Source organism: Streptomyces sp. P3, assembly GCF_003032475.1.
GTDB lineage: Bacteria > Actinomycetota > Actinomycetes > Streptomycetales > Streptomycetaceae > Streptomyces.
The window spans coordinates 932,826-953,145 of the sequence record NZ_CP028369.1 but is presented as its reverse complement, the minus strand read 5'-3'; the positions used below and the strand labels follow the sequence as shown (position 1 = coordinate 953,145).

22 protein-coding genes and 1 pseudogene are annotated in these 20,320 nt (G+C 69.3%); 14 read left to right on the top strand and 9 right to left on the bottom strand.

Features of this window, described 5'->3' with window-relative positions; all coding sequences use genetic code 11:
• Nucleotides 1-2 precede the first annotated feature (2 nt).
• Nucleotides 3-749, top strand: a complete 747-nt coding sequence (ppgK, locus tag C6376_RS04075) for a polyphosphate--glucose phosphotransferase (RefSeq protein WP_107442137.1) — start codon at nucleotides 3-5, stop codon at nucleotides 747-749.
• Nucleotides 750-818: 69 nt separating this feature from the next.
• On the opposite strand, the gene C6376_RS04070 is transcribed toward ppgK, so the two are convergent.
• Entirely contained in the window at nucleotides 819-1,232 is a 414-nt protein-coding gene (locus tag C6376_RS04070) for a DUF6542 domain-containing protein (RefSeq protein WP_107442136.1), read from the bottom strand.
• 343 nt (nucleotides 1,233-1,575) lie between these two features.
• On the opposite strand from C6376_RS04070, the gene ychF reads away from it, so the two are divergent.
• On the top strand, nucleotides 1,576-2,664 hold the full coding sequence (gene ychF / locus C6376_RS04065; protein WP_107442135.1) for a redox-regulated ATPase YchF: 1,089 nt from the start codon (nucleotides 1,576-1,578) through the stop codon (nucleotides 2,662-2,664).
• A gap of 198 nt (nucleotides 2,665-2,862) precedes the next feature.
• Here ychF and C6376_RS04060 read toward each other — a convergent pair whose 3' ends face one another.
• A complete protein-coding gene (locus C6376_RS04060; RefSeq protein WP_254075831.1) occupies nucleotides 2,863-3,162 on the bottom strand; it encodes a DinB family protein in 300 nt (99 codons plus the stop codon).
• A gap of 61 nt (nucleotides 3,163-3,223) precedes the next feature.
• Complete coding sequence (locus tag C6376_RS04055) at nucleotides 3,224-3,985, bottom strand: alcohol dehydrogenase catalytic domain-containing protein (RefSeq protein WP_107442134.1); 762 nt, start codon at nucleotides 3,983-3,985, stop codon at nucleotides 3,224-3,226.
• A gap of 233 nt (nucleotides 3,986-4,218) precedes the next feature.
• On the opposite strand from C6376_RS04055, the gene C6376_RS04050 reads away from it, so the two are divergent.
• The 5 genes and pseudogenes from C6376_RS04050 (at nucleotide 4,219) to trxA (ending at nucleotide 7,230) form a co-directional block, all read left to right on the top strand.
• Nucleotides 4,219-5,178 (top strand): LysR family transcriptional regulator, encoded by a 960-nt coding sequence (locus C6376_RS04050; protein WP_107442133.1) that lies wholly within the window; start codon nucleotides 4,219-4,221, stop codon nucleotides 5,176-5,178.
• Between the two features lie 127 nt (nucleotides 5,179-5,305).
• Nucleotides 5,306-5,587 (top strand): hypothetical protein, encoded by a 282-nt coding sequence (locus tag C6376_RS04045; RefSeq protein ID WP_107442132.1) that lies wholly within the window; start codon nucleotides 5,306-5,308, stop codon nucleotides 5,585-5,587.
• Nucleotides 5,588-5,689: 102 nt separating this feature from the next.
• The gene (locus C6376_RS04040; RefSeq protein WP_107442131.1) at nucleotides 5,690-6,469 is read left to right on the top strand and encodes an SDR family NAD(P)-dependent oxidoreductase; all 780 of its coding nucleotides are present in this window, start codon (nucleotides 5,690-5,692) and stop codon (nucleotides 6,467-6,469) included.
• A gap of 102 nt (nucleotides 6,470-6,571) precedes the next feature.
• Nucleotides 6,572-6,661: pseudogene (locus C6376_RS45005) on the top strand (FAD-dependent oxidoreductase); the annotation flags it as partial.
• A gap of 242 nt (nucleotides 6,662-6,903) precedes the next feature.
• Nucleotides 6,904-7,230, top strand: a complete 327-nt coding sequence (trxA, locus tag C6376_RS04025) for a thioredoxin (protein WP_107442130.1) — start codon at nucleotides 6,904-6,906, stop codon at nucleotides 7,228-7,230.
• Nucleotides 7,231-7,688: 458 nt separating this feature from the next.
• Here the strand turns inward: trxA and C6376_RS04020 are convergent, their stop codons facing one another.
• Both C6376_RS04020 and C6376_RS04015 read right to left on the bottom strand, forming a co-directional pair.
• A complete protein-coding gene (locus C6376_RS04020; RefSeq protein ID WP_107442129.1) occupies nucleotides 7,689-8,096 on the bottom strand; it encodes a PIN domain-containing protein in 408 nt (135 codons plus the stop codon).
• Entirely contained in the window at nucleotides 8,093-8,368 is a 276-nt protein-coding gene (locus tag C6376_RS04015) for a hypothetical protein (RefSeq protein WP_093723595.1), read from the bottom strand. Before C6376_RS04015 ends, C6376_RS04020 begins: the two co-directional genes overlap by 4 nt.
• A 378-nt stretch (nucleotides 8,369-8,746) precedes the next feature.
• Here C6376_RS04015 and C6376_RS04010 point away from each other — a divergent pair, with 378 nt between their 5' ends.
• The 3 genes from C6376_RS04010 (at nucleotide 8,747) to C6376_RS45000 (ending at nucleotide 10,238) form a co-directional block, all read left to right on the top strand.
• Nucleotides 8,747-9,031, top strand: coding sequence for a type II toxin-antitoxin system Phd/YefM family antitoxin (locus C6376_RS04010; protein ID WP_107442128.1), 285 nt, complete (start codon nucleotides 8,747-8,749; stop codon nucleotides 9,029-9,031).
• Nucleotides 9,028-9,282 carry a Txe/YoeB family addiction module toxin gene (locus C6376_RS04005; RefSeq protein ID WP_107442127.1) on the top strand — a complete coding sequence of 85 codons (255 nt, stop codon included), beginning with the start codon at nucleotides 9,028-9,030 and terminating at the stop codon, nucleotides 9,280-9,282. The genes C6376_RS04010 and C6376_RS04005 overlap by 4 nt, the downstream gene beginning before the upstream one ends.
• 230 nt (nucleotides 9,283-9,512) lie before the next feature.
• Entirely contained in the window at nucleotides 9,513-10,238 is a 726-nt protein-coding gene (locus tag C6376_RS45000; protein WP_367881031.1) for a transposase, read from the top strand.
• Between the two features lie 23 nt (nucleotides 10,239-10,261).
• Here the strand turns inward: C6376_RS45000 and wecB are convergent, their stop codons facing one another.
• Nucleotides 10,262-11,362 (bottom strand): non-hydrolyzing UDP-N-acetylglucosamine 2-epimerase, encoded by a 1,101-nt coding sequence (wecB, locus tag C6376_RS03995; RefSeq protein WP_107442126.1) that lies wholly within the window; start codon nucleotides 11,360-11,362, stop codon nucleotides 10,262-10,264.
• Nucleotides 11,359-11,643 carry a hypothetical protein gene (locus C6376_RS43695; RefSeq protein ID WP_159083155.1) on the bottom strand — a complete coding sequence of 95 codons (285 nt, stop codon included), beginning with the start codon at nucleotides 11,641-11,643 and terminating at the stop codon, nucleotides 11,359-11,361. Before C6376_RS43695 ends, wecB begins: the two co-directional genes overlap by 4 nt.
• Nucleotides 11,644-11,995: 352 nt before the next feature.
• Here C6376_RS43695 and C6376_RS03990 point away from each other — a divergent pair, with 352 nt between their 5' ends.
• The 4 genes from C6376_RS03990 (at nucleotide 11,996) to C6376_RS03975 (ending at nucleotide 17,884) form a co-directional block, all read left to right on the top strand.
• Nucleotides 11,996-13,816 (top strand): DUF4012 domain-containing protein, encoded by a 1,821-nt coding sequence (locus tag C6376_RS03990; RefSeq protein ID WP_107442125.1) that lies wholly within the window; start codon nucleotides 11,996-11,998, stop codon nucleotides 13,814-13,816.
• A gap of 357 nt (nucleotides 13,817-14,173) precedes the next feature.
• Entirely contained in the window at nucleotides 14,174-16,003 is a 1,830-nt protein-coding gene (locus C6376_RS03985) for an SDR family NAD(P)-dependent oxidoreductase (protein WP_159083154.1), read from the top strand.
• Nucleotides 16,000-16,728 carry a sugar transferase gene (locus C6376_RS03980; protein ID WP_107442123.1) on the top strand — a complete coding sequence of 243 codons (729 nt, stop codon included), beginning with the start codon at nucleotides 16,000-16,002 and terminating at the stop codon, nucleotides 16,726-16,728. The genes C6376_RS03985 and C6376_RS03980 overlap by 4 nt, the downstream gene beginning before the upstream one ends.
• Nucleotides 16,721-17,884 (top strand): DegT/DnrJ/EryC1/StrS aminotransferase family protein, encoded by a 1,164-nt coding sequence (locus tag C6376_RS03975; protein WP_159083153.1) that lies wholly within the window; start codon nucleotides 16,721-16,723, stop codon nucleotides 17,882-17,884. The genes C6376_RS03980 and C6376_RS03975 overlap by 8 nt, the downstream gene beginning before the upstream one ends.
• Before the next feature lie 237 nt (nucleotides 17,885-18,121).
• Here C6376_RS03975 and C6376_RS03970 read toward each other — a convergent pair whose 3' ends face one another.
• Nucleotides 18,122-18,739, bottom strand: coding sequence for an acetyltransferase (locus C6376_RS03970; protein WP_107442121.1), 618 nt, complete (start codon nucleotides 18,737-18,739; stop codon nucleotides 18,122-18,124).
• Nucleotides 18,736-20,043 (bottom strand): glycosyltransferase family 4 protein, encoded by a 1,308-nt coding sequence (locus C6376_RS03965; protein ID WP_159083152.1) that lies wholly within the window; start codon nucleotides 20,041-20,043, stop codon nucleotides 18,736-18,738. The genes C6376_RS03970 and C6376_RS03965 overlap by 4 nt, the downstream gene beginning before the upstream one ends.
• Between the last annotated feature and the right edge of the window lie 277 nt (nucleotides 20,044-20,320).

Genomic DNA, 20,320 nt, shown 5'->3' with positions numbered 1-20,320 from the left:
CCATGCAGATCTTCGGCGTGGACATCGGCGGTTCCGGAATCAAGGGCGCCCCGGTGGACCTGGACAAGGGCGACCTGGCTCAGGAACGGCTCAAAGTGCTCACCCCGTACCCGGCGACGCCCGACGGCGTCGCCGACGGCGTGCAGCAGGTCGTGGAGCACTTCGGGTGGACGGGGCCCGTGGGGCTGACCTTCCCGGGCGTGGTCACCGGCGGCTCCACGATCCGCACCGCGGCCAACGTCGACAAGGGCTGGATCGACACCGACGCGCGTGCCTTGTTCAGTGAGCGGCTGGGCGGCCTGCCGGTCACCGTGGTCAACGACGCGGACGCGGCGGGCGTCGCCGAGATGTCCTTCGGCGCCGGGCGCGGCCGTGGCGGCACGGTGATTTTGCTGACGTTCGGCACGGGCATCGGCAGCGCCCTGTTCGTGGACGGCACGCTGGTCCCCAACACCGAGCTCGGCCATCTGGAGCTGCACGGCCACGACGCCGAGAAGCGTGCCAGCAGCAAGGCCAGGGAGGACCACGAGCTGACGTGGGAGCACTGGGCGCACCGCGTCCAGAAGTACCTCGCCCATGTCGAGATGCTCTTCTCGCCGGAGCTGTTCATCATCGGCGGCGGCGTCAGCCGCAAGGCCGACAAGTTCCTGCCGTTCATCGAAGGCGTCAAGGCGGAGATCGTCCCGGCCCAGCTGCAGAACAACGCGGGGATCGTGGGCGCGGCGATGCACGCGGCGAAGAGCGACTGAGCGGGGTCGCCGGGGCTGTCGGGGCCGTGGCGTCCACGACGGCGGTCATGGCCAGGAACCGCGACACGGCTACGACGGGTTCCGGCGGGCCGGTGGGCGGCGGACCTGGTTCCTGCGGCGGGCCACCGCCAGGCGCAGGCCGCGCGCCAGGACGGTCAGCGCCGCCAGCAGCGTCCCGCCGTACAGCCAGCCGACCTGGGTGGCCAGTGCCGTGGCCAGGCCCATCAGACGCGCCCCGATCCCGTTGCCGCCCACGGCCACGGGCAGCAGCCCGGCGGAGAAGGCGATCGGCGCGACCACCGGTGCGGACAGCAGCTCGGCGTCCCGCACCCAGAGCGCGGTCAGCAGGCACACCGGCAGGAACAGCACGCCGTACACCGTGAGCGAGGCCCCGAACAGCAGCTGGTCCAGCAAGCCGAGCACGCACATCAGTGCCGAGCCGAACAGCCCGGCGCCGAGACCGGTCAGCCGGGGGTTCGGCATTCTCCGCGGTGGCGGCGGCGCGGGCCCGCGTCCGGCCCGGGCGGGGCGGGGCTCGTGGCGGCTCCGCTCCGGGCCGGGCTGGGGCGGCAGGGGAGGGGTGTCCCGTCGGGCGCCCCGGTCCGGAGCCCGTGTCCTGTGTTGCTCCATCGGACCAACATAGGTCTGTTTATGTGCTGAATCGGGTGTCGGACACGCCGTACGGCGCAGCTTGGCCAAGCGTTCGACAGGCCAGCGGGGCGGAGTCGGGGCACGCCGTAAACTGGTGGACCGGTCAGCTCTCTGGCCCCTGGCCCTCTCACTCCGGGACTGGCCCCTTGGCCCTCTCACCACGGGAAGTCGCAACGTGTCGCTCACGATCGGAATCGTCGGTCTGCCGAATGTCGGCAAGTCGACCCTGTTCAACGCCCTGACCAAGAACGACGTGCTGGCGGCCAACTACCCGTTCGCCACGATCGAGCCCAACGTCGGCGTGGTCGGCGTCCCCGACGCCCGGCTCACGAAGCTGGCGGAGATCTTCTCCTCCCAGCGCCTCCTCCCGGCGACGGTCGACTTCGTCGACATCGCGGGCATCGTGCGCGGCGCGAGCGAAGGCGAGGGCCTCGGCAACAAGTTCCTCGCGAACATCCGCGAGTCCGACGCGATCTGCCAGGTCATCCGTGCCTTCAAGGACGAGAACGTGGTCCACGTCGACGGCAAGGTCTCGCCCAAGGACGACATCGAGACGATCAACACCGAGCTGATCCTCGCCGACCTGCAGACCATCGAGAAGGTCCTGCCGCGGCTGCAGAAGGAGTCGCGGATCAAGAAGGACGTCGCCGCGAAGGTGAAGGCCGTCGAGGAGGCGAAGGAGATCCTGGAGAAGGGCGACACCCTCTTCTCGCAGGGCGTCCTCCAGGGCAGCGAGCGGGCCGAGCTCCTGCACGACCTGCACCTGCTCACCACCAAGCCCTTCCTCTACGTCTTCAACGTCGACGAGGACGAGCTGACCGACGACGCCTTCAAGGACGAGCAGCGCGCCCTCGTGGCCCCCGCCGAGGCGATCTTCCTCAACGCCAAGCTGGAGCAGGACCTCGCCGAGCTGGACGAGGACGACGCGATGGAGCTCCTGGAGTCCGTCGGCGCGGAGGAGCCCGGCCTCGCCACCCTGGCCCGCGTCGGCTTCGACACCCTCGGCCTGCAGACGTACCTCACGGCAGGTCCCAAGGAGTCCCGCGCCTGGACCATCAAGAAGGGCGCCACCGCCCCCGAGGCGGCCGGCGTCATCCACACCGACTTCCAGAAGGGCTTCATCAAGGCGGAGGTCATCTCCTTCGCCGACCTGGTGGAGACCGGCTCGGTCGCCGAGGCCCGCGCGAAGGGCAAGGCCCGCATGGAGGGCAAGGAGTACGTGATGCAGGACGGCGACGTGGTGGAGTTCCGCTTCAACGTGTGACGGGTGACATAACGCCACGTCGCTGATCTGGCAAACATGCAGGTCAGATAGGGTCCGGCTCTTCGGAGTCGGGCCCTTGGTTTTTTCCCGTGCTGGGATGGTGCTGGGATGGGATGGGAGTGCCCGTGCTGGGATTCGGGTGCTGCGCCTGCCCGATGCTGGGAGCGGACGGGGAGAGGAGCCGTCCACACACCTTCTTCACGATTGGGACTCCGTGCAGATTCGGGCCGTGGCGCTCTTCATGCGGGCGTGGACGCGTTCGGCGACGGTGTCGCGGAACGCGGTGAGCCGGTCGACGGTGGGCAGGGCGCCGCGGAACTTCTCCGGGTTGGCCGAGTCCATGAGGCCGTCCAGCTCCGGGTCGGGGCTGGGTTCGGCGGCGGTGAGGTTGCGGACCATGAAGTGGGCGACGTGGGCCTGGTGTCCGAGGTGCCAGCCGATGGCGCTGGAGTTCTCGTGCGGGCGCCAGGTGATCTCGTCCGGGCTGAGGTCCTCCACAGTTCGTCGGTGTAGGCGCGGGCACGGTCGTACTCGCGCAGCAGGGCTGTCACCTCGTACATCAAGTCACCTCTGAGCTGCTGGAGGCCGTGGACAGAATGAGCTGGGCGCCGCCCATGGCGCGCAGCGCCTTGCCGGCGTCCTCGGCGGATCCGTCGAGGTAGTGGTGCGCGCCGAGGTCGAGCGCGGTCTGCCGCTTGTCCTCGCCGCGTCCGATGGCGACCGTCTCGAAGCCCATGGCCGCGGCGAACTGCAGCGCGAAGTGGCCCAGGCCGCCGATGCCGAGGACGGCGACCCGGTCGCCGGGCTCGGCCCCGCTGTGCCGCAGCGCGTTGAAGGTGGTCACGCCCGCGCAGCCGAGCGGCGCGGCCTCCTCGTACGAGAGCCCGTCGGGGATACGGATGAGCGCGTCAGCCGGGACGGTGATGGTGGTGGCCCAGCCGCCCGCATAGGACAGGCCGGGAATCCGCCGCTCGGCGCAGTGGACCAGGTCGCCCGAACGGCAGGCCGTGCAGTGTCCGCAGGAGCCGCCGAACCAGCCGACCCCGGCCCGCTGCCCGGCCTCCCAGCCCGCGACGCCCTCGCCGACCTCGGCGACGACTCCGGCGACCTCGTGGCCGGGGGTGATCGGGAAGCCATAGGCGGGCTTCGGGTTCGCGGCCATGCCGGCGTCGGCCGCGCAGATGCCGGACGCCTTCACATCCAGGCGCACCTCGCCCGGTCCCGGCTCGCGCGGCTGCACGACGGAGATACGGACCGGTCCGCCGGATTCGGTCACCTGGGCGGCCCGGTGTGCGGGGTTGTTGTTCTGGGACACGGTCATCACTCCTGACGGGAAATCCGGGGCGGGAAAGGTGGGTTAGGAAATCCGGGGCGGATTCTATTCAGGGAATTCCCCGGTACTGTGAAACGACCGGACGAGAAAAGAGACCGGATTTCCACCCCGCCTGCCCGGCGGAGCGTGCTCTGTCAACCGTAGGGCGTACACCCGGCATCCGGTAGACGACGATCATGAATGCGGCTATAGCCTGAGCTTGTAGCCGAGAGGGGTTCCCGATGAACATCGAAGGGCTGCGGTACGCGCAGGCCGTGTCCCGTACCAAGTCGTTCAGTGCCGCGGCACGCGACTACGGCGTCACCCAACCCGCGCTGTCGAACGGGGTGGCGCGCCTGGAGGAGGAGCTCGGCGTCAAGCTGTTCGACCGCTCACCGCGCGGCGTCAAGCCCACCGCGCACGGCGCCCGCATTCTGCCGATGATCGACCGGGCCCTGGACGCGCTGGACTCGGTCACGACCGAGGCGCGGCGGCTCACCAGTCCGGCCGAGGGTGCGATCCGTACGGGCGTCTCGCCGCTGATCGGCGCGGATCTGGTGGCCTGCGCCTTCAGCGCCGCCCGCACCCTGACCCACCCGCGTGACCTGGTGCTGCGCGAGGCCGACCTGGGCCTGCTGCGCACCGCCCTGAAGGACGGCCGTCTTGATGTGCTCCTGGTGCCCGAGGTGGAGGCGATGCCCGCCTACCGGCACCGCACCATCTTCACCGAGCCGGTCGTCGTGATCGACCCGGCCGTTGCCCCCGGCACCGAGGATCCGGTCGAGCTGAACGACGCCGCCGGCGCCGACTTCATCCTGGTTCCCGACACCTGTGGCCTGACCACCTTCACCACCCAGCTGTTCCGCGACAACGACCTGCCGCTGCGCACCTATCCCGGCGAGGCCGCCAGCTACCGGGTCCTGGACGAATGGGCCCGCCTCGGGGTCGGGGCCGCGCTGCTGCCGCAGTCCAAGGTGACGCCGGACCACGCCAGCTGCCGTCCGCTCGTGCGTGGGGGTGCTCCGGTGGAGATGTCCTACGAGGCGGTCTGGGACCGCGCCAATCCGCTCGGCGCCGACCTGGAGGAGTTCGTCGGCTTCCTCGCCGACTCCGCCGGATGCCGGCTGCCCGTCCCGCAGCAGGACAGCGAGGAGCCCGACGGCCAGGCCGCGGGCCCGTCGTCGGCCGTTGCTCCCCAGTAATGCGAGTTGGTTATATCCGCATCACAAAAGATCCTCTACCGGAGCTCTTCACTGCGACTTACCTTTATCTCGTTCGAATCGCCCGCGGAAATCCCCGCGAGTGCATTTCGACGGGAAAGGATGCGTCATGGCCCACCTGGAAATCACCCTGAAGGTGGCCGCGGAAAACCGCGTTGCCGCGGCCGGCGTGTACGAGAAGTACAAGCAGCCGTTCCTCGACACCATCCCGGGAGCCCGGTCCAAGGAACTCCTCGTACGCGACGAGGACGTGCAGGTGCTCCACGGCTTCACGAGCGTCGGCGAGGCCCGCGCCTATCTCGACACCGACCTGTTCCGGCAGGACGTCGTCGGCGGCCTGGCACCGCTGCTGGCCGCCGACCCCGAGGTCCGGATCTACGACACCGTCTGACGCCCCCGGGCGGGCCGCCGCACCCCCACGCGGCGGCCCCCGGCCCAGACCGTCACCTCTCTCCCTTCTCTCTGCCACACCGCTTTTCATCAGGAGTACGGCATGTCCCGCACCACCATCGACCTCACCGGCAAGAAGGCCGTCATCATCGGCGGCACCAGCGGCATGGGCCTGTCCATCGCCCGCCAGATCCTGGACGCCGACGGCAGCGTCGTCGTCACCGGCCGCTCCGACTCCAGCGCCGCGAAGGCCGTGGCCGAGCTGGCCAGCCCCCACGCGACCGGTCTCGCCGCCGACCTGAACGACCCCGCGGCCGTCGAGCGCCTGCGCGCCGAGCTCGCCCGTGACCACGCCGATGCCGGCCTGCTGGTCAACGCGGCCGGCGTGTTCGCTCCGAAGCCGTTCCTCGAGCACACGCCCGAGGACTACGACCGCTACCAGGCCATCAACCGCGCCTTCTTCCTCATCACCCAGACCGTCGCCGCAGGCATGGTCGAGCGCGGTACCAAGGGCTCCATCGTCAACGTCGGCTCCATGTGGGCCCACCAGGCCGTCGCCGCGACACTGTCCTCGGCCTACTCGATGGCCAAGGCCGGTCTGCACTCCCTCACTCAGCACCTGGCCATGGAACTGGCCCCGCACGGCATCCGCGCCAACGCCGTCGCCCCCGCGGTCGTACGCACCCCCATCTACGAGGAGTTCATCCCCAAGGCCGAGATGGACAGCGCGCTCGACGGCTTCAACGCCTTCCACCCCCTCGGCCGCACCGGCACCCCCGACGACATCGCCGCCACCGTGCTGTTCCTGCTCTCTGACCAGACGGACTGGGTCACCGGCGCCATCTGGGACGTCGACGGCGGCGTCATGGCCGGACGCAACTGACCACCCGCACGCGCCGTGCGAGTCCGGTCGCTGCAGTGTGGCCGGAGGGTGTCACCACGGCCCGCTCGGACCGGGCGGACCGACAGCGGAAAGGACCGTGTCGTGCGGCAGCTCATCGTCATCGGCTCCGGCCCCGCCGGATACACCGCGGCCCTCTACGCCGCGCGCGCAAACCTGCACCCGCTCCTGATCGCCTTGTTGACGGCCGCAGCTCCCGTACGAACCTGCCCGGCGTGTTCGCCGGCGACGTCATCGACCCCACCTACCGCCAGGCCGTCACGCCGCTGCCTCCGGCACGGTCGCCGCCCTCGACGCCGAGCAGCTGACCAACCTCCCCCGCGAGCTCCTGGAGCGCGCCACCGCGGACACGGCCGTCAGCCTCACCGCCGCCTGACCGCACCAGCAAAGAGCCGTAGCAAGAAAGGGACAGAACCATGTCCACAGCACGCACCGTCACCGACGCCTCCTTCGCCGATGATGTCCTCCTCAGCGACAAGCCCGTCCTGGTCGACTTCTGGGCGACCTGGTGCCCGCCCTGCCGCGCCGTCTCTCCGATCCTCGACAAGCTCGCGGCCGACCACGCGGACACCCTGAAGGTCGTCAAGCTCGACGTCGACCAGAACCCGGTCACCGCCCGCCAGTACGGGATCACCTCGATCCCCACGATGAAGGTCTTCCAGGGCGGCAAGCCCGTGAAGACCCTGGTCGGCGCCCTGCCCCAGCCCGCCCTGGAAGCCGAACTGGCGCCCTACCTGGGCTGACCCAAGCCCGGGACCGCCTGGTCCGGGACTGCCCCGGGCCAGACACCGATCCGAAGCATGGTCTATCGGTTCCTGGTCGCGCTGCGATCTGACCCTCGCCCAGCACACGGCGACGGTCGAACGCGCCCCGATCCACGAGGAGTCGCTCCTCGGCCAGACTCGGCCGGCAGCAACTGACACTGCCCGGCCCCCACAGCCGCTCCCGCACCCTGGTGCCTCCTCATGAGTCCGGAGGTCGCGCCGCCGGCCACACGTCCGCTGGGCGCATCGTCCCAGCGCACCGCTCCGCTCCTGCACCGGCGGAGACGGCGCCATCGGACCGGCCCCGACACCGCCGCCCTCCTGAGAGTCTCCACCAGGGTGCGGGAGCACCCGCCCGCCAGGGATCCGGCCGGACGCCAGCGGGTACCATCCCGCGGTGCCGGGCGGGGCCGCGCGCCCTGCCCGGTACCGCGAACTCAGACGTCCTTGATCTGTACGCGGTCGCCGCACAGCTTCGACCAGTCGTCGCGGTCCGAGGTCAGTACCAGGACGGGTGCCGGTGAGCGGAGCGCCATCGCGGCGACGAGAGCGTCGATGGCGTACTTGTGACCGTGCAAGCCGCCGGCGTCGCTCAGCAGCCGCACCGCGGTGAGGCTGTCCGCCTGGGTGACGTCCTGGACTTGGAGACGCGAGAGTACCCAGTGCAGCCGGGCGGAATCCGTCTTGCCGTAGACGGCCTCCACCACCGTCAGCGCCGACACGAGGACGGGCACACCCACGCGTCGGGATGCCTCGATCCGGGTGACCATCTGGCGGTCATTGCGCAGGAGCAGTGACAGCGCCTGGGAGTCCAGCACCAGAGACCGGGCTGCGGGTTCCTTCATGCGGCGCTGTCGCCGGACGCGTAGGGCGCCGGTGCGTCACCGAACAGTTCGCGCTGCGCGGCCTGGACCTCGGCCTCGCTCAGCGGTTCGTGCTCGGCTTCGTAGGCGGCGACGATCTCGGCGAGGCCGTCCATCGCCAGCTGGTGCCGGACCGCCGCCGTCACGTAGGCGGATACGCCGCGCTTGCCGGTGCGCGTGCGCAGAGCGCCGAGGAGTTCCGAGGGCATCGAGACGGAGATGTTCTCCGTGCCTCCGGGGCGGGGTGACTTCATGGGGGCCAGTCTAGTACAGGGACTATTACATCGGGTGGAGCGCTGCGCGGCTCGCATCCGGCGGCGTAGTCTCGGTGCCATTTGATCTTCTTGTGCTTTGTCGCGGCGCCCGTGCTGGGATGGTGCTGGGATGTGCCCGCATTTCTGCAGGTCAGAGCCTTGTCGTGGAATCCCGCTCAATGTGTGATCGGATAGTCGCTTTCCGTTAGGTGCTTCGTCGAGTGCCGAGGTGGCGAGGGTTGGCCCGCCGGGGGTCGGCCCTTGCTGTCTCGCGTGCTGGGGCGGTGCCGGGATCCGATCCTTCGCCAGGCGTCTGCTCTGCCCGTGAGCGGTGAAAGTGGTACGTTATTCCGTACCACCGTCGGAAAGGGGCAGGTCATGTCCATAACTGCGAGCGAAGCCCGCAAGGCTCTCTTTCCGCTGATCAAGAAGGTCAACGACAACCACGAGGCCATCGAGATCGTCTCCAAGCACGGAAATGCCGTGCTCGTCTCGGCCGAGGACTATGCAGCGCTGCGCGAAGGCTCGTACCTCCTGCGCTCTCCGGCGAACGCTCGCCGACTGCTCAAGGCGTACGAGAACGCCCTGGCCCACATCGACGTGTCCGAGCGAGAGCTGATCGACCCCGACTCGCCGGATGCGGCACGTGAGGGTGCTGCGTGAGGCTTGTCTTCGAGGACCAGGGCTGGGAGGACTACACGTCCTGGCTCAAGAACGACCGCAAGATGCTTGCTCGGATCAACAAGCTCATCGAGGACGTCAAGCGGGACCCCTTCACGGGGATCGGCAAGCCCGAGCCGCTGAAGTATCACTTGCCCGGGGCCTGGTCGCGGCGGACCGACGATGAGCACCGCCTCGTCTACCTGGTGACGGACAAGGAGATCGTCATCCTCGCGGCTCGTTACCACTACTGACAGTGAGGATGTGACTGGTGGTTCTGCTAATGAGCCTGACTCGCCTACTGACTGACGTCATCGACTGTCCTGTTTAGGGTTTGTCGGCTCGTCGGCAGGGCCGCGACGCACGCGGCCGGACGGGCGTCTGTGACCTTGTAGGAGCTTGGTCCACAAGCTCCGTCACCGTCTTGTCCACCCGCCCGACCGGCGCGTGCCGCCCTCGGAACGGACACGCCACAAGGACGGACATGCCCAGCATGACGCACGACGGCCCGCAGATCACCGGCGGTGTCGACACACACGGCCTGACCCATCACGCGGCCGTGATCGACACGGTCGGCCGGCACCTGGCCGACCGGGAGTTCCCCGCCACCGTCCGGGGTTACCGGGACCTGCTGGACTGGATGCGCTCACACGGCCGCCTCGTCGCGGCCGGGGTAGAGGGCACCGGCGCCTACGGCGCCGAACTCGCCCGGGTGCTGACCGCCGCCGGCGTCACAGTCATCGATGTCGACCGCCCCGACCGCAAGACGCGGCGGATGAAGGGCAAGTCCGACCCGATCGACGCCTACGCCGCTGCGACGGCCGTGCTGTCCGGACGCGCCACCGGCGTCCCCAAGAGCCGGGACGGCGTGGTCGAGGCGGTGCGGGTTCTACGGATCGCCCGCCGCAGCGCCGTCAAGGCCCGCACGCAGGCGATGAACCAGATCCGTGGCCTGCTGGTCTCTTTGTGGGATGCTGCCCTGCGATCAGAAGGGCAGTCTCGGGGCGGCGTTTCGGCCTCCGCGGCGGCTGCGATTCCGAGGCTGACGCGCGGAGGCTGTTCGACGCAGTCTGCCGAGTTCAGGATCCCGTTGGCCCGCGTCGGTTCGGCGGTCTCCTTCTTCAGAGTCTTGATCTGCTCGCAGACGGATCTGCACTGGGTCGGACTTTCCCGAGCGGTGCCTTTCGTCAGCGACACAGGTCGAGGGTGATCTCATTCCCCGTCGTCGACGGCTCAGCGCGCCTGGGATCCACGCACGTGATCTTCCAGCGCCCGCACCACCCGGGGGGCTGCTTTGCCGTCGCCGTACGGCATGCCGCGTGAGCTCTTGGGCGCAGCGCGCAGGACGGTGTCGGGCCATGCCGGGGAGCCCAGCTCACCAGGATCCGGCGCGAGTGTGTTCCAGCCGTCCCGGAGCGTTTCAGGCCATTCCGTCTCCGTACGGAGTGTCGTGCAGACGCGCTCCAGCAGGAACGCCTCTTTCTGGAGTCCTCCCGAGTCAGTGATCACGCCGCGCGAGCCGAGCACCGTGGGGATCAGCTCGGCATAGGGAAGGGGGCGGCTGATATGGAGGGAGCCCTGGTCGAGCTTGATGCCGAACTCCTCGGCACGTGCGAGCAGTCGGGGATGGGCGGCCAAGGCGACGGGAACCGGCAGACTGGCCAGGGCGTCCACGAGAGCGGCCAGGCGATCGGGACGATCCGTGTTCTCGGCCCGGTGCAATGTGGCGAAGAGGTAGGGCTCCCTGGCCTCGAGGAAGGCCGGAAGCGCGGCGGTGGCTTTGTCTCTCAGCACCTTGTCCCTGATGCGCAGGCAAACATCGACCATGACGTCCCCGGTCAGGACCGCACGGTCGGCCAGGCCCTCGGCCGTCAAGTGGTGCACCGCCTTCTCGGTGGGCGCGAGGAGCAGGTCGGCGGCGTGGTCGGTGAGGACGCGGTTGTGCTCCTCGGGCATCCGCCGGTTGAAAGAGCGCAGGCCCGCTTCCAGGTGGGCAACGGGGATGTGCTGTTTGGCCGCGGAAAGTGCGCCGGCAAGAGTCGAGTTGGTGTCTCCGTAAACCAGCACCCATTCGGGGTGTGCGGCGGCGATGACCGGATCGAGGGCCGCCAGGATGGCACCGGTCTGCACTCCGTGGGTGCCTGAGCCCACACCCAAGTGCACTTGGGGCTTCGGGATGGAGAGGCCGGTGAAGAAGACGTCGGAGAGATCGGCGTCGTAGTGCTGGCCGGTGTGGACGATCGTATGATCGTGCTCCGTGCTGCCGAACGCCGCGGCGACTGCGGCAAGTTTGACGAATTGGGGGCGCGCCCCCACTACGCTCATGACCTTCACGGGCTCGACTTTTCTCGGTATTGAGCTGAAAACTCCGTCAGGATGTCGTCTCTCTCTGCGCGGAGAATCCCGTTACGCGGGCGCTCCCAGAATCCGACCTGATCCGGCAGCGCGCCCGGACGCTCGCCGAGTGGCGCTCCCTTTGCGGCCCGGACGACGTCGGACAACTCGGTGGTACCAGGGCTCAGCACGGCCGACGCGTCGACCTTCGCATTGGGTGCGGTCCGCACCTGCGGAAACGCCACCTTCCCGCTTTGGTTCATGCGCTGAGCAACGAGCACGGACCGCTCCGGGCACGGCTGCCCGAGCAACAGAGGACCGTGCAACAGAGGCCCGAGTATCAAAGGCCCGAGCATCAAAGGCTTCGCGTGCGGGTCTTTGATGCTCCGGCGTCGACGTGGACGCCGCCTACCGCGTGTGGGCGGAGCACTCCGCAGCGAACGCCAGGGCTTGAAGGGGATGTCCGTCCCCCTGCCCTCATCACAGCTGCAATATTGGCTGCAATATTAGGCCGTTCGGACCGAGTTTCCCGCCACCTGGCGCGGTGAAGTTTGCAGCGCGTCTCAGTGGTGGTCATTACTGATCCAATCGAAATGCTTGGTTCCGGTGGACCCTTCGATTCATGGGTAGGCAATGAAGGCAGGGAAGGACCCGGCGCGCAGCCGGAACGCCGCTGTGGAGAGTGCGCGGGCATTCGCGGCTCTGATGTCACGGCGCCGCCATCGAGCCTTCCTCTGGGTCGTTGGAGCCGTCGGTCTGTTCTCCGCCGCGTCGGCCGGTTTCCTGGTGTGGGAGGTTCGAACGGTCCAGAGCAGTCTCGCGGCGGCTCAGGTGGCCACTGACCGACTGCAGGCGGAGATGGACCGTCATCGCCGGCCCTCAGCCGAGGAGCTGGACGACATCCGGAAGCACACGGCGGCCGCCCGGGTCGCGGCCGGCACGCCGGTGTGGAGCGTGGCCGAGCACCTCCCGCTGATGGGCCCACCGCTCCGTTCTGCCCGGGGGCTGAGTGTCGCCGCCGACGAGATGGCCACCGGGGTGCTGCCGGAGGCTGTGCGACTGCATCAGATGTTCGCGTCCGGCCAGATGGTGCACCATGGCCGTGTCGACCTCCGTCGGTTTGCGGCTGCCACGAACCTGCTGGGGAAGGTGCACCGTCAGCTGACCGGAATCGAGACGGGTTTGCACGGCCTGCCCGGCTCGACGGCGGTCGGTCGCCTCGACTTGGCACGGCAGCGGCTGTCCGGCCGAGTGGCGCGCCTTTCCGACTCGGTCTTGGAGGCGGAGGCGACGACGCGGCTGCTGATGCCTCTTCTGGGCGCCTCGGGGCCACGCCACTACTTTCTCGCCTTCCAGAACAACGCCGAGGCCCGAGGCACCGGTGGCCTCGTAGGCACTTTCGGTATCCTGACCGCCGACCGTGGTCGAATCACTTTGCACGACTTCGCGTCGGACGACATGCTGCCGCGCACCACCACCCCCGTGGCGAATTTCGGACCGACGTTCGACCGCCGGTACGGAGCTGCTGAGAGTGCTCAGGGGCTGGCCAATTCCAATCTGTCCGCTCATTTCCCCTATGCGGCGCAGATCTGGGTGGGTCTGTGGCAGCGGCATACGGGGCAACGTCTCGATGGAGCCATCGCGACCGATCCCGTGGGCCTCGCCCGTGTCCTCAAAGCCACGGGGCCGGTCCGACTTCCGGACGGAAAGCGCCTGACGGCGGAGAACACCGTAGAGCTCACCGAGAGTACCCTTTACGCGTCGTACAGCAACATCGAGCGAAAGCGTTTCCTGGTACAGGTCGCCCAGGCGGTCGCTACTGCCTTGCTGCACCGTCACCACGATTCGGTGGCCCTCCTCCACGCACTGCGGCAGAACGCCACCGACGGCCGACTGCGTGTGTGGAGCAGAGATGCCCCCACCGAGTCGGCACTCGAAGAAGCCGGACTGGCCGGCGACGTCCCCGAGAGAACAGGGCCGTTCGCCTATCTCGTGGTCAACAATTCCGCGGGCAACAAGATGGACTACCATCTGCGACGGTCGCTGACCTACGAGCTTGGTCCTTGCGCGGGCGGTACCCGTTCCAGCGTGGTGCGAATCAGGCTGACAAACGCCGCTCCCGCTGCGGGCCTGCCTGCCCTTGTCGCTCTCCGTTCCGACGATCCCCGGCGCTCACACGTCCCGGGGTCCACAAGTATCTGGCTTTCGCTGTACGCCAGTTCCGGCGCGCGGTTTACCGGTGGGACCCTGGACGGGCGGCGACTTCTGTTGTCGTCGACCGAGGAGCGCGGTCACCCGGTATTCGGTACGCAGCTGGAACTCCTGCCCGGTCAGACCCGGGAAGTGGACATTCGCCTGCTGGAACAGGCTTCGGACCGTCCCCCCGTGGTGCCCTTGCAGCCGTTGGCGCGGCCGCAGACCACCAAGGTGCGCATCCAGCCGTGCGTGAAATAGTCGGGCCATTTGAGTGAACCTCAAGAGACCCGCGCCCGCTCAGGAAGAGTGTAGCGGGATTCATTCGGCCGGGCGGCGAAAATACTGCCCCACAGAAAGTCGAGCCCTCGAGAGCGCGAGAAATATTCTGATCTACCCAGAAGGATGCGGCGGCGTTCGTGGACATACCGTCGGCAGAGTGCCGAAATAGGTCTTCGGTAAACGGCGACCGGATGATCGGGGTTCACCTTGCGTCGGGAATGCGCGGGCAACGACAAGCTGACAGCGGTTCATCCCGCGGTGTTCCACACCGCGCAGGAAGGCCACGCTCGGCGGGGTGGTCGGTCTGGCGTCGCCGCCCGGCTTCGCCGGCCGGTCGTGCAAGCCGCTATAGACGCGGTCGCCTGGACTTGCGGTCTGTCGATCGCCGGCCTGGCCAGCGGCAGCGCTGCCGGTCTGCTCGTCGGGCCTGGCGATCTGGTGATCGTCTGTGCTGTCACATGGGCGGCAGCGTTAACGGCCGGGGCCGTGTGCGGGCTCTACTCCCAGCGCTATCAGGCGGAGACCGGCGCAGAGTTGAGCGCGGTGCTGGTCTCCGCCGGGCTGACCGGTCTCCTCCTGGAGGGCATCTGCCGGGCGGGGCTCCCTCTGGTGGGCGACAAGTCGGGTCCGGCCGGCCTCACCGCCCTGGCCGGTGTCCTTGCGATGATCACAGCGAGGGCCGCAGTCGCCACCGTCCGGCGCAGGCCGAGACGGCCCGCGCCGACCGCCGTCAAGGTGATCGTGTTCGGTGCGGGCAATGCCGGAACGCAACTGGTGCAGCGGCTGATCGGGCAGCCTGGCGCGCAGTACCGACCGGTTGCCCTGCTGGATGACGACCCGGGCAAGCTCCGGCTGCGGATCTGCGGTATCCGAGTGCGCGGCGGGCGGGACCGACTCGCGGAGGTCGCTGCGGAGACCGGGGCGACGGTCATGGTGATCGCGATCGCCGGCGGGTGCCGGGACGGCCAGGTGATCAGCGAGCTGATCACACTGGCCGAGTCGACCGGCCTGATCACCAAGGTGATTCCGAGCGTTGAGGAACTGGTCGCCGGACCGGCGCGGATCGACGACGTCCGTGACCCGCGGATCACTCAGCTGCTGGGCCGCGATCCGATCCGGCTGGACATCGAGTCGGTTGCCGGTCAATTCGCCGGACGCCGCATCCTGGTCACCGGCGCCGGTGGCTCGATCGGTTCCGAGCTGTGCCGCCAGCTGCACCGGTTGGGTCCCGCGTCGCTGGTGTTGCTCGACCGGGACGAATCAGCCCTGCACGCGATCCAGCTCGCGCTGCACGGCCGTGCGCTGCTCGATTCCGACGAGGTTGTGCTCGCCGACATCACAGATGCCTCCCGCGTCCGCGAGGTCTTTGCGCAGACCCGTCCCGAGATCGTGTTCCACACGGCGGCGGTGAAGCATCTGCCGCTGCTCGAGCGGTATCCGGCCGAGGCGCTGAAGACGAACGTGACCGGCACGCTGAACGTGCTCCAGGCGGCTGCGGCCTGTGGCGTGCGGTCGTTCGTGAACGTCTCCACCGACAAGGCGGCCGACCCGGTGAGCGTCCTCGGCACCTCCAAGCGGATCACCGAGCGGCTCACCGCGCACATGGCCGGTGAAATGCCCGGGACCTGGGTGTCCGTCAGGTTCGGCAATGTCCTGGGCAGCCGGGGTTCGCTGCTCGGCTCACTGTCCGCGCAGATCGCCGCGGGCGGCCCGGTCACCGTTACTCACCCGCAGGTCGCCCGCTACTTCATGACAGCCACCGAAGCCGTCCAACTGGTGCTGCAGGCTGTGGCCGTCGGGGAGAGCGGTGAAGTCCTCGTCCTTGACATGGGAGAGCAGGTCCGCATCGTCGACCTCGCCCGTCGTATGGCCGCCGCGGCATCGCGGCGCGTCGAGATCGTCTTCACCGGGCTGCGTCCCGGCGAAAAGCTGACCGAGGACCTGCTGGGCGAGGGAGAGCCGGACCACCGACCGAGGCATCCGCTGGTCAGCCAGGTGCCGGTGCCGGTACTCGATGCCGCTGAGGTTACCGGCATCGGTCACCCCACCGATCCCGATGAGGTACGCGCCGCCCTGGTGCACCTCGCGGCCATGCCCGGCCCCGAGCAGCCGGCCGACCAGCCCGTGCTGCCCGGCCAGCCCGGAAAAGCGGAGGCCAGCAGATGACCGCCCCGCCTCTGCCGGACCGTCACCCGGCAGACTCGGTGATCCGGGAGGCGCACACCGCAAGGCCCGGAGGCACCAGGGCCGACAACCGGGAGCCTCACCGCAGGTCGTACCGCGGCAAGCGGCTGCTGGACCTGGTCGTGGTCAGCCTGATCATCGTGCCGGCCGCGCTGCTCTGCGCGATCGCAGCGCTGGCGCACCTGCTCGCGCATGGCAGACCCGTCCTGTTCCGCCAGCAGCGGGTCGGCCGCGACGGCCGCCTGTTCGTCCTGCTGAAGCTGCGCACGATGCGGAATGCTCCGGCCGGCCCGGAGAGTCCGGGTGACGCCGACACCGCGCGGGTGACCGCGGTCGGCCGGGTGCTCCGCCGCACGTCCCTTGACGAGTTGCCGCAGCTGGTCAACGTGCTGCGCGGACAGATGAGCCTGGTCGGACCTCGGCCGACACTGCCCTACCAGGTACGCCGGTACACCGATCGTCAGCAGGCGCGGCTGCTGGCCGCCCCGGGCCTGACCGGCCTGGCGCAGGTGCACGGGCGACAGCGGCTGAGCTGGCCGGAGCGCATCGAGTGGGACCTGTGTTACGTCCTTCGCCAGAGCTTCCGGCTCGACCTGGTCATCCTGTTCCTCACCGTCTGGACGGTCCTGGCCGGGCGCGGAGCCACCGCCGGCCACGACAACGATCCGATCGCTCGCAAACCAGAAAGGCAGCTCTCAGGTGCCTGACAGCAACGTCCGGATCCGGCTTGCCAGTCCCGGTCTCGGTGAGGAGGAGGAGGAGGCGGTTCGCAGGGTCCTGCGCAGCGGTGTTCTCACCAACGGCGCGGAGAACGAGGCCTTCGCGCAGGAGTTCGCCGATCGGCATCAGGCGCGGTTCGGCGTGACGTTCTGCACCGGCACGGCCGCGCTGCACGCGATGTTGCTCGCCGAGGGCATCGGCCCCGGCGACGAGGTGATCGTCCCGTCGATGACCTTCGTCGCCACCGCGACATCGGTGTGCCACGTCGGGGCCACCCCGGTGTTCGCCGACGTCGACCCACGGACGTTCAACCTCGACCCGGTATCGGTCGCGGCTCGGATCACCCGGGCCACGCGTGCCGTCCTGACCGTGCACTACGCCGGCCAGCCCGGTGACCTCGACGGGCTGGCGCGGGTATGCGGTGCGGCCGGCGTGCCGTTGCTGGAGGACGCCGCGCAGGCGGCCGGCGCCGAGTACCGCGGCAGACCGGTCGGCACCTTCGGTAGGTCGGCCATGTTCAGCTTCACCCCTACCAAGAACATCACCACCGGTGAGGGCGGCATGGTACTGACCAACGACCCGGGTGTCGCGGAGCGGTTGAAGCTGCTCCGCAATCATGGTCAGACCGGGCTGTACCGGCATGAGAGCCTCGGGTACAACTGGCGGCTGACCGAGATGCAGGCCGCGATCGGCCGGGTGCAGCTGCGCAAGCTGGACGGCATCCTGGGGCGCAAACAGCTGATCGCGCAATCACTGACCCGACGGCTGGCCGGGCTGCCCGGCCTGACGACGCCGTATCAGGTACCCGATGCCCGGGGAAGTTGGATGCTCTACACCTGCCTGCTTCCCGGCATCCGTGAGCAAGTACTCGCCGGCCTGTTGGACCAGGGCATCGAGGCACGGATCTACTTCCCGCCGGTACACCGGCAGCCGATCTTCGCCGGGCGGGACCGCGGCCCCGGGGACGTGGCGGCACTGCCGGTGACCGAGGCCGTCGCCCAGGCGATGCTCTCGCTGCCGGTGCACCACCGGCTGACCGAGGCCGAGGTGGCCGAGATCGCCGACACGGTGACCACCGTCGCCGGCCGGGCAACCGCGTGGCGGAACGCCACGGATCAGCCGATGCCGGTTGGCGCCGGGTGACCGCGAATCACGAGCGTGCGTAACGACTTGGGGGCAGCGGGAACCGCGCCCAGGTCCTGGCCGCGCTGTCCGGTGTACGCCGGTCGCGTCCGGCGATCCGGATCCGACCGGCGGCACGGCGGTGCCCAGCCTGCCCGTGCTGCCGGACCCGCACCAGTTGCTCGCGCTGGACGCGGACTTCCGCGTGAGAGCTGCGCCGACGCCGGGTGCTCGGGATCCCGTGATCGAACCGGACGGTCAGGGCTTCCGGGCCCTGGCGGGGACGCCGACGACCAATTGACCGGCGGCGACATCACGCGTCACCAGAGCCGCGGCGCCGACCATGACGGACGGCCCGATCCGACGGCCCTGCAGCACGGCGGCGTTACTGCCGACCGTGGCCCCGGCGCCGATGGTCACGCTGCCGGCGATGTTGGCCCCCGGCAGGATCGTCACGAAATCCTCGAGCACCGTGTCGTGACCGATGCTCGCCTGATAGTTGACCTGGACATGTGCGCCGAGGACGGTGCCGGTGGAGATGAACGCCTGACCGAGCACGACACAGCCGCGCCCGATCCTGGCGCCGGGGGAGACAATGGCACGCGGGTCGATCACTGTCGCCGCCCGCCAACCGCGATCTTCCAACTCCCGGGTGAGCCTGCGGCGCGCGTCGGTGTCGGCGATCGCGACCACGAACTCGTCCCGCTGCCCGTCAGACGCGGCCAACTGTCCCGGCAGCAGCACCGGACAGCCGTCCAGCGCGGTGGATGCCGGGTGCTCGTCCACGAAAACCACCTCGGGCGTCGCGACTGCCGCCCGCACCGCGTCCAGCGTCTCCCTGCCGAAGCCTCCCGCGCCCACGATGTGCAGCGTCACAGCCGCGCCTCCGTCACAGGCCCTTCGCCCCTGGCCGGTTCCGAGACCGCGGTGAGGAACGCGTCCGCCAGCGCGGTCATGCCGTGATGCCGGTAGACCCAGCGGCGTCCGCGCTCGCCCATCCGCTCCCGTTCCGTCTCGCTCATCGCGGCCAACTCGGCCAGCGCGCCCGCCATGTCCGCCGGTGACTCGGCGGGCACGCACACGCCGCCGCCGGACTCGCGCACCGGGCCGCCCGGTGCGTTGCTCGCGAACAGCACCGGCTTGCCGGACGCCAGGTAGTCGAACAGCTTGTTGCTGCTCAGGCCGTACTTGAAGACCGCGACGTCACGCAGGCAGAACAACGTCACATCCAGCTCGGCCAGCACGGCCGGCACGGCCTGCTTCGGCACCGGCGGCCAGAACAGCACGTCGTGCAGGCCGTGCCGGTGCGCGAGCCGTTCACACGCGGCCTTCTCCTGGCCGTCGCCGACCATCACCACGGCGACCCGCGGATGGCCGGCCGCTCGCAGCTCCGCCGCGGCCGCGACAATGGTCGCCACTCCGTTGGCCGGCCCGTGCGATCCGATGTAGCCGGCGGTGAGGCAACCGTCCTTGCGGAACCGTCTGATCCGCTCGATCAGGTCGGCGACCCGGTCCCGGGGGCCCGCACCGTGCGGGTCGGCCGGCTCACCCGGTGCCATCGGCCGGGGGAAGTCGGCGATCCCGTTCGGCACATAATGGATTTTGCCGGCCGGGAGCCCGCGGGCCTCCAGATAGTCTGCGGCACCGGGCAGGAGGCAGATCACGGCGGACGCCCGTCGGCAGCAGAAGGACTCGGCCAGCCGGAGCAGCCGGGCAGCCAGCCCGTTCGCGCGCAGCGCGCCCATGTCGATCAGTGTCTGCGGCCACAGATCGCGCACCTCGAAGACGAAGCGGGCGCGGCGGCTGCGGGCCGCCAGCCAGGCGGCGAGCACCGCGGGCAGGTGTACTGATGAGCCGACGATCACATCCGGCCGGTTCAGGCCACGCTGCGCCGAGAGCACTCGGGCCGCGTAGTGGGCCATGTTCAGCACACGGCGGTATCCGCTTCCGGTGTAGGGCGGCGTGCGGACCCAGACGAAGCGGACGCCGTCGATCACGCGGGTGGCCGCCTTCTCGCCGGGCGCGAGCCGTTCCTCGCGTCTGCTGAAATGGCTGAAGCTGCTGGCGAAGACGGTGACGTCGTGCCCCTTCGCGGCGAGCACTCGGCCCAGTTCGTAGTGCCGGGTGCCGGCGGCGCAGTCCGGGGGCGCCGCGTAGTGGTTGAAGATCCAGATCCTCATGTCCTCACCTCCGCCGAAGCCGCCCTGCCGCACCCGACGGCGTGCTCGGCAACGGGCTCGTCGTGGGGCCGTGACGCCAGTGCGCCGGTGATCGGGGCGGCGGTTTCACCGTCATCGATGGGTGTTGGCGGCTCGTCCGGTCGGCCGCGGCCCGGCCCCTGCCGTCGGCGGCTCTCGGGGATCGGGCAGCAGGACGTTCCGGGCCCGCGGAGTCCTGGCCGCCACGCCTCGGCGCGCAGCGTGCTGCACGGGACATCGTGGCGGTCATGCTCGGGTC

Coding starts and splice junctions, on each gene's coding strand:
- C6376_RS04045 (WP_107442132.1), top strand. CDS start 5,306: ATGGCCCACCTGGAAATCACCCTGAAGGTGGCCGCGGAAAACCGCGTT.
- ppgK (WP_107442137.1), top strand. CDS start 3: ATGCAGATCTTCGGCGTGGACATCGGCGGTTCCGGAATCAAGGGCGCC.
- C6376_RS04020 (WP_107442129.1), bottom strand. CDS start 8,096: ATGAAGGAACCCGCAGCCCGGTCTCTGGTGCTGGACTCCCAGGCGCTG.
- trxA (WP_107442130.1), top strand. CDS start 6,904: ATGTCCACAGCACGCACCGTCACCGACGCCTCCTTCGCCGATGATGTC.
- C6376_RS04015 (WP_093723595.1), bottom strand. CDS start 8,368: ATGAAGTCACCCCGCCCCGGAGGCACGGAGAACATCTCCGTCTCGATG.
- C6376_RS04055 (WP_107442134.1), bottom strand. CDS start 3,985: ATGACCGTGTCCCAGAACAACAACCCCGCACACCGGGCCGCCCAGGTG.
- C6376_RS04040 (WP_107442131.1), top strand. CDS start 5,690: ATGTCCCGCACCACCATCGACCTCACCGGCAAGAAGGCCGTCATCATC.
- C6376_RS03990 (WP_107442125.1), top strand. CDS start 11,996: ATGAAGGCAGGGAAGGACCCGGCGCGCAGCCGGAACGCCGCTGTGGAG.
- C6376_RS04050 (WP_107442133.1), top strand. CDS start 4,219: ATGAACATCGAAGGGCTGCGGTACGCGCAGGCCGTGTCCCGTACCAAG.
- C6376_RS03980 (WP_107442123.1), top strand. CDS start 16,000: ATGACCGCCCCGCCTCTGCCGGACCGTCACCCGGCAGACTCGGTGATC.
- C6376_RS04070 (WP_107442136.1), bottom strand. CDS start 1,232: ATGCCGAACCCCCGGCTGACCGGTCTCGGCGCCGGGCTGTTCGGCTCG.
- C6376_RS04010 (WP_107442128.1), top strand. CDS start 8,747: ATGTCCATAACTGCGAGCGAAGCCCGCAAGGCTCTCTTTCCGCTGATC.
- C6376_RS03965 (WP_159083152.1), bottom strand. CDS start 20,043: ATGAGGATCTGGATCTTCAACCACTACGCGGCGCCCCCGGACTGCGCC.
- C6376_RS45000 (WP_367881031.1), top strand. CDS start 9,513: ATGCCCAGCATGACGCACGACGGCCCGCAGATCACCGGCGGTGTCGAC.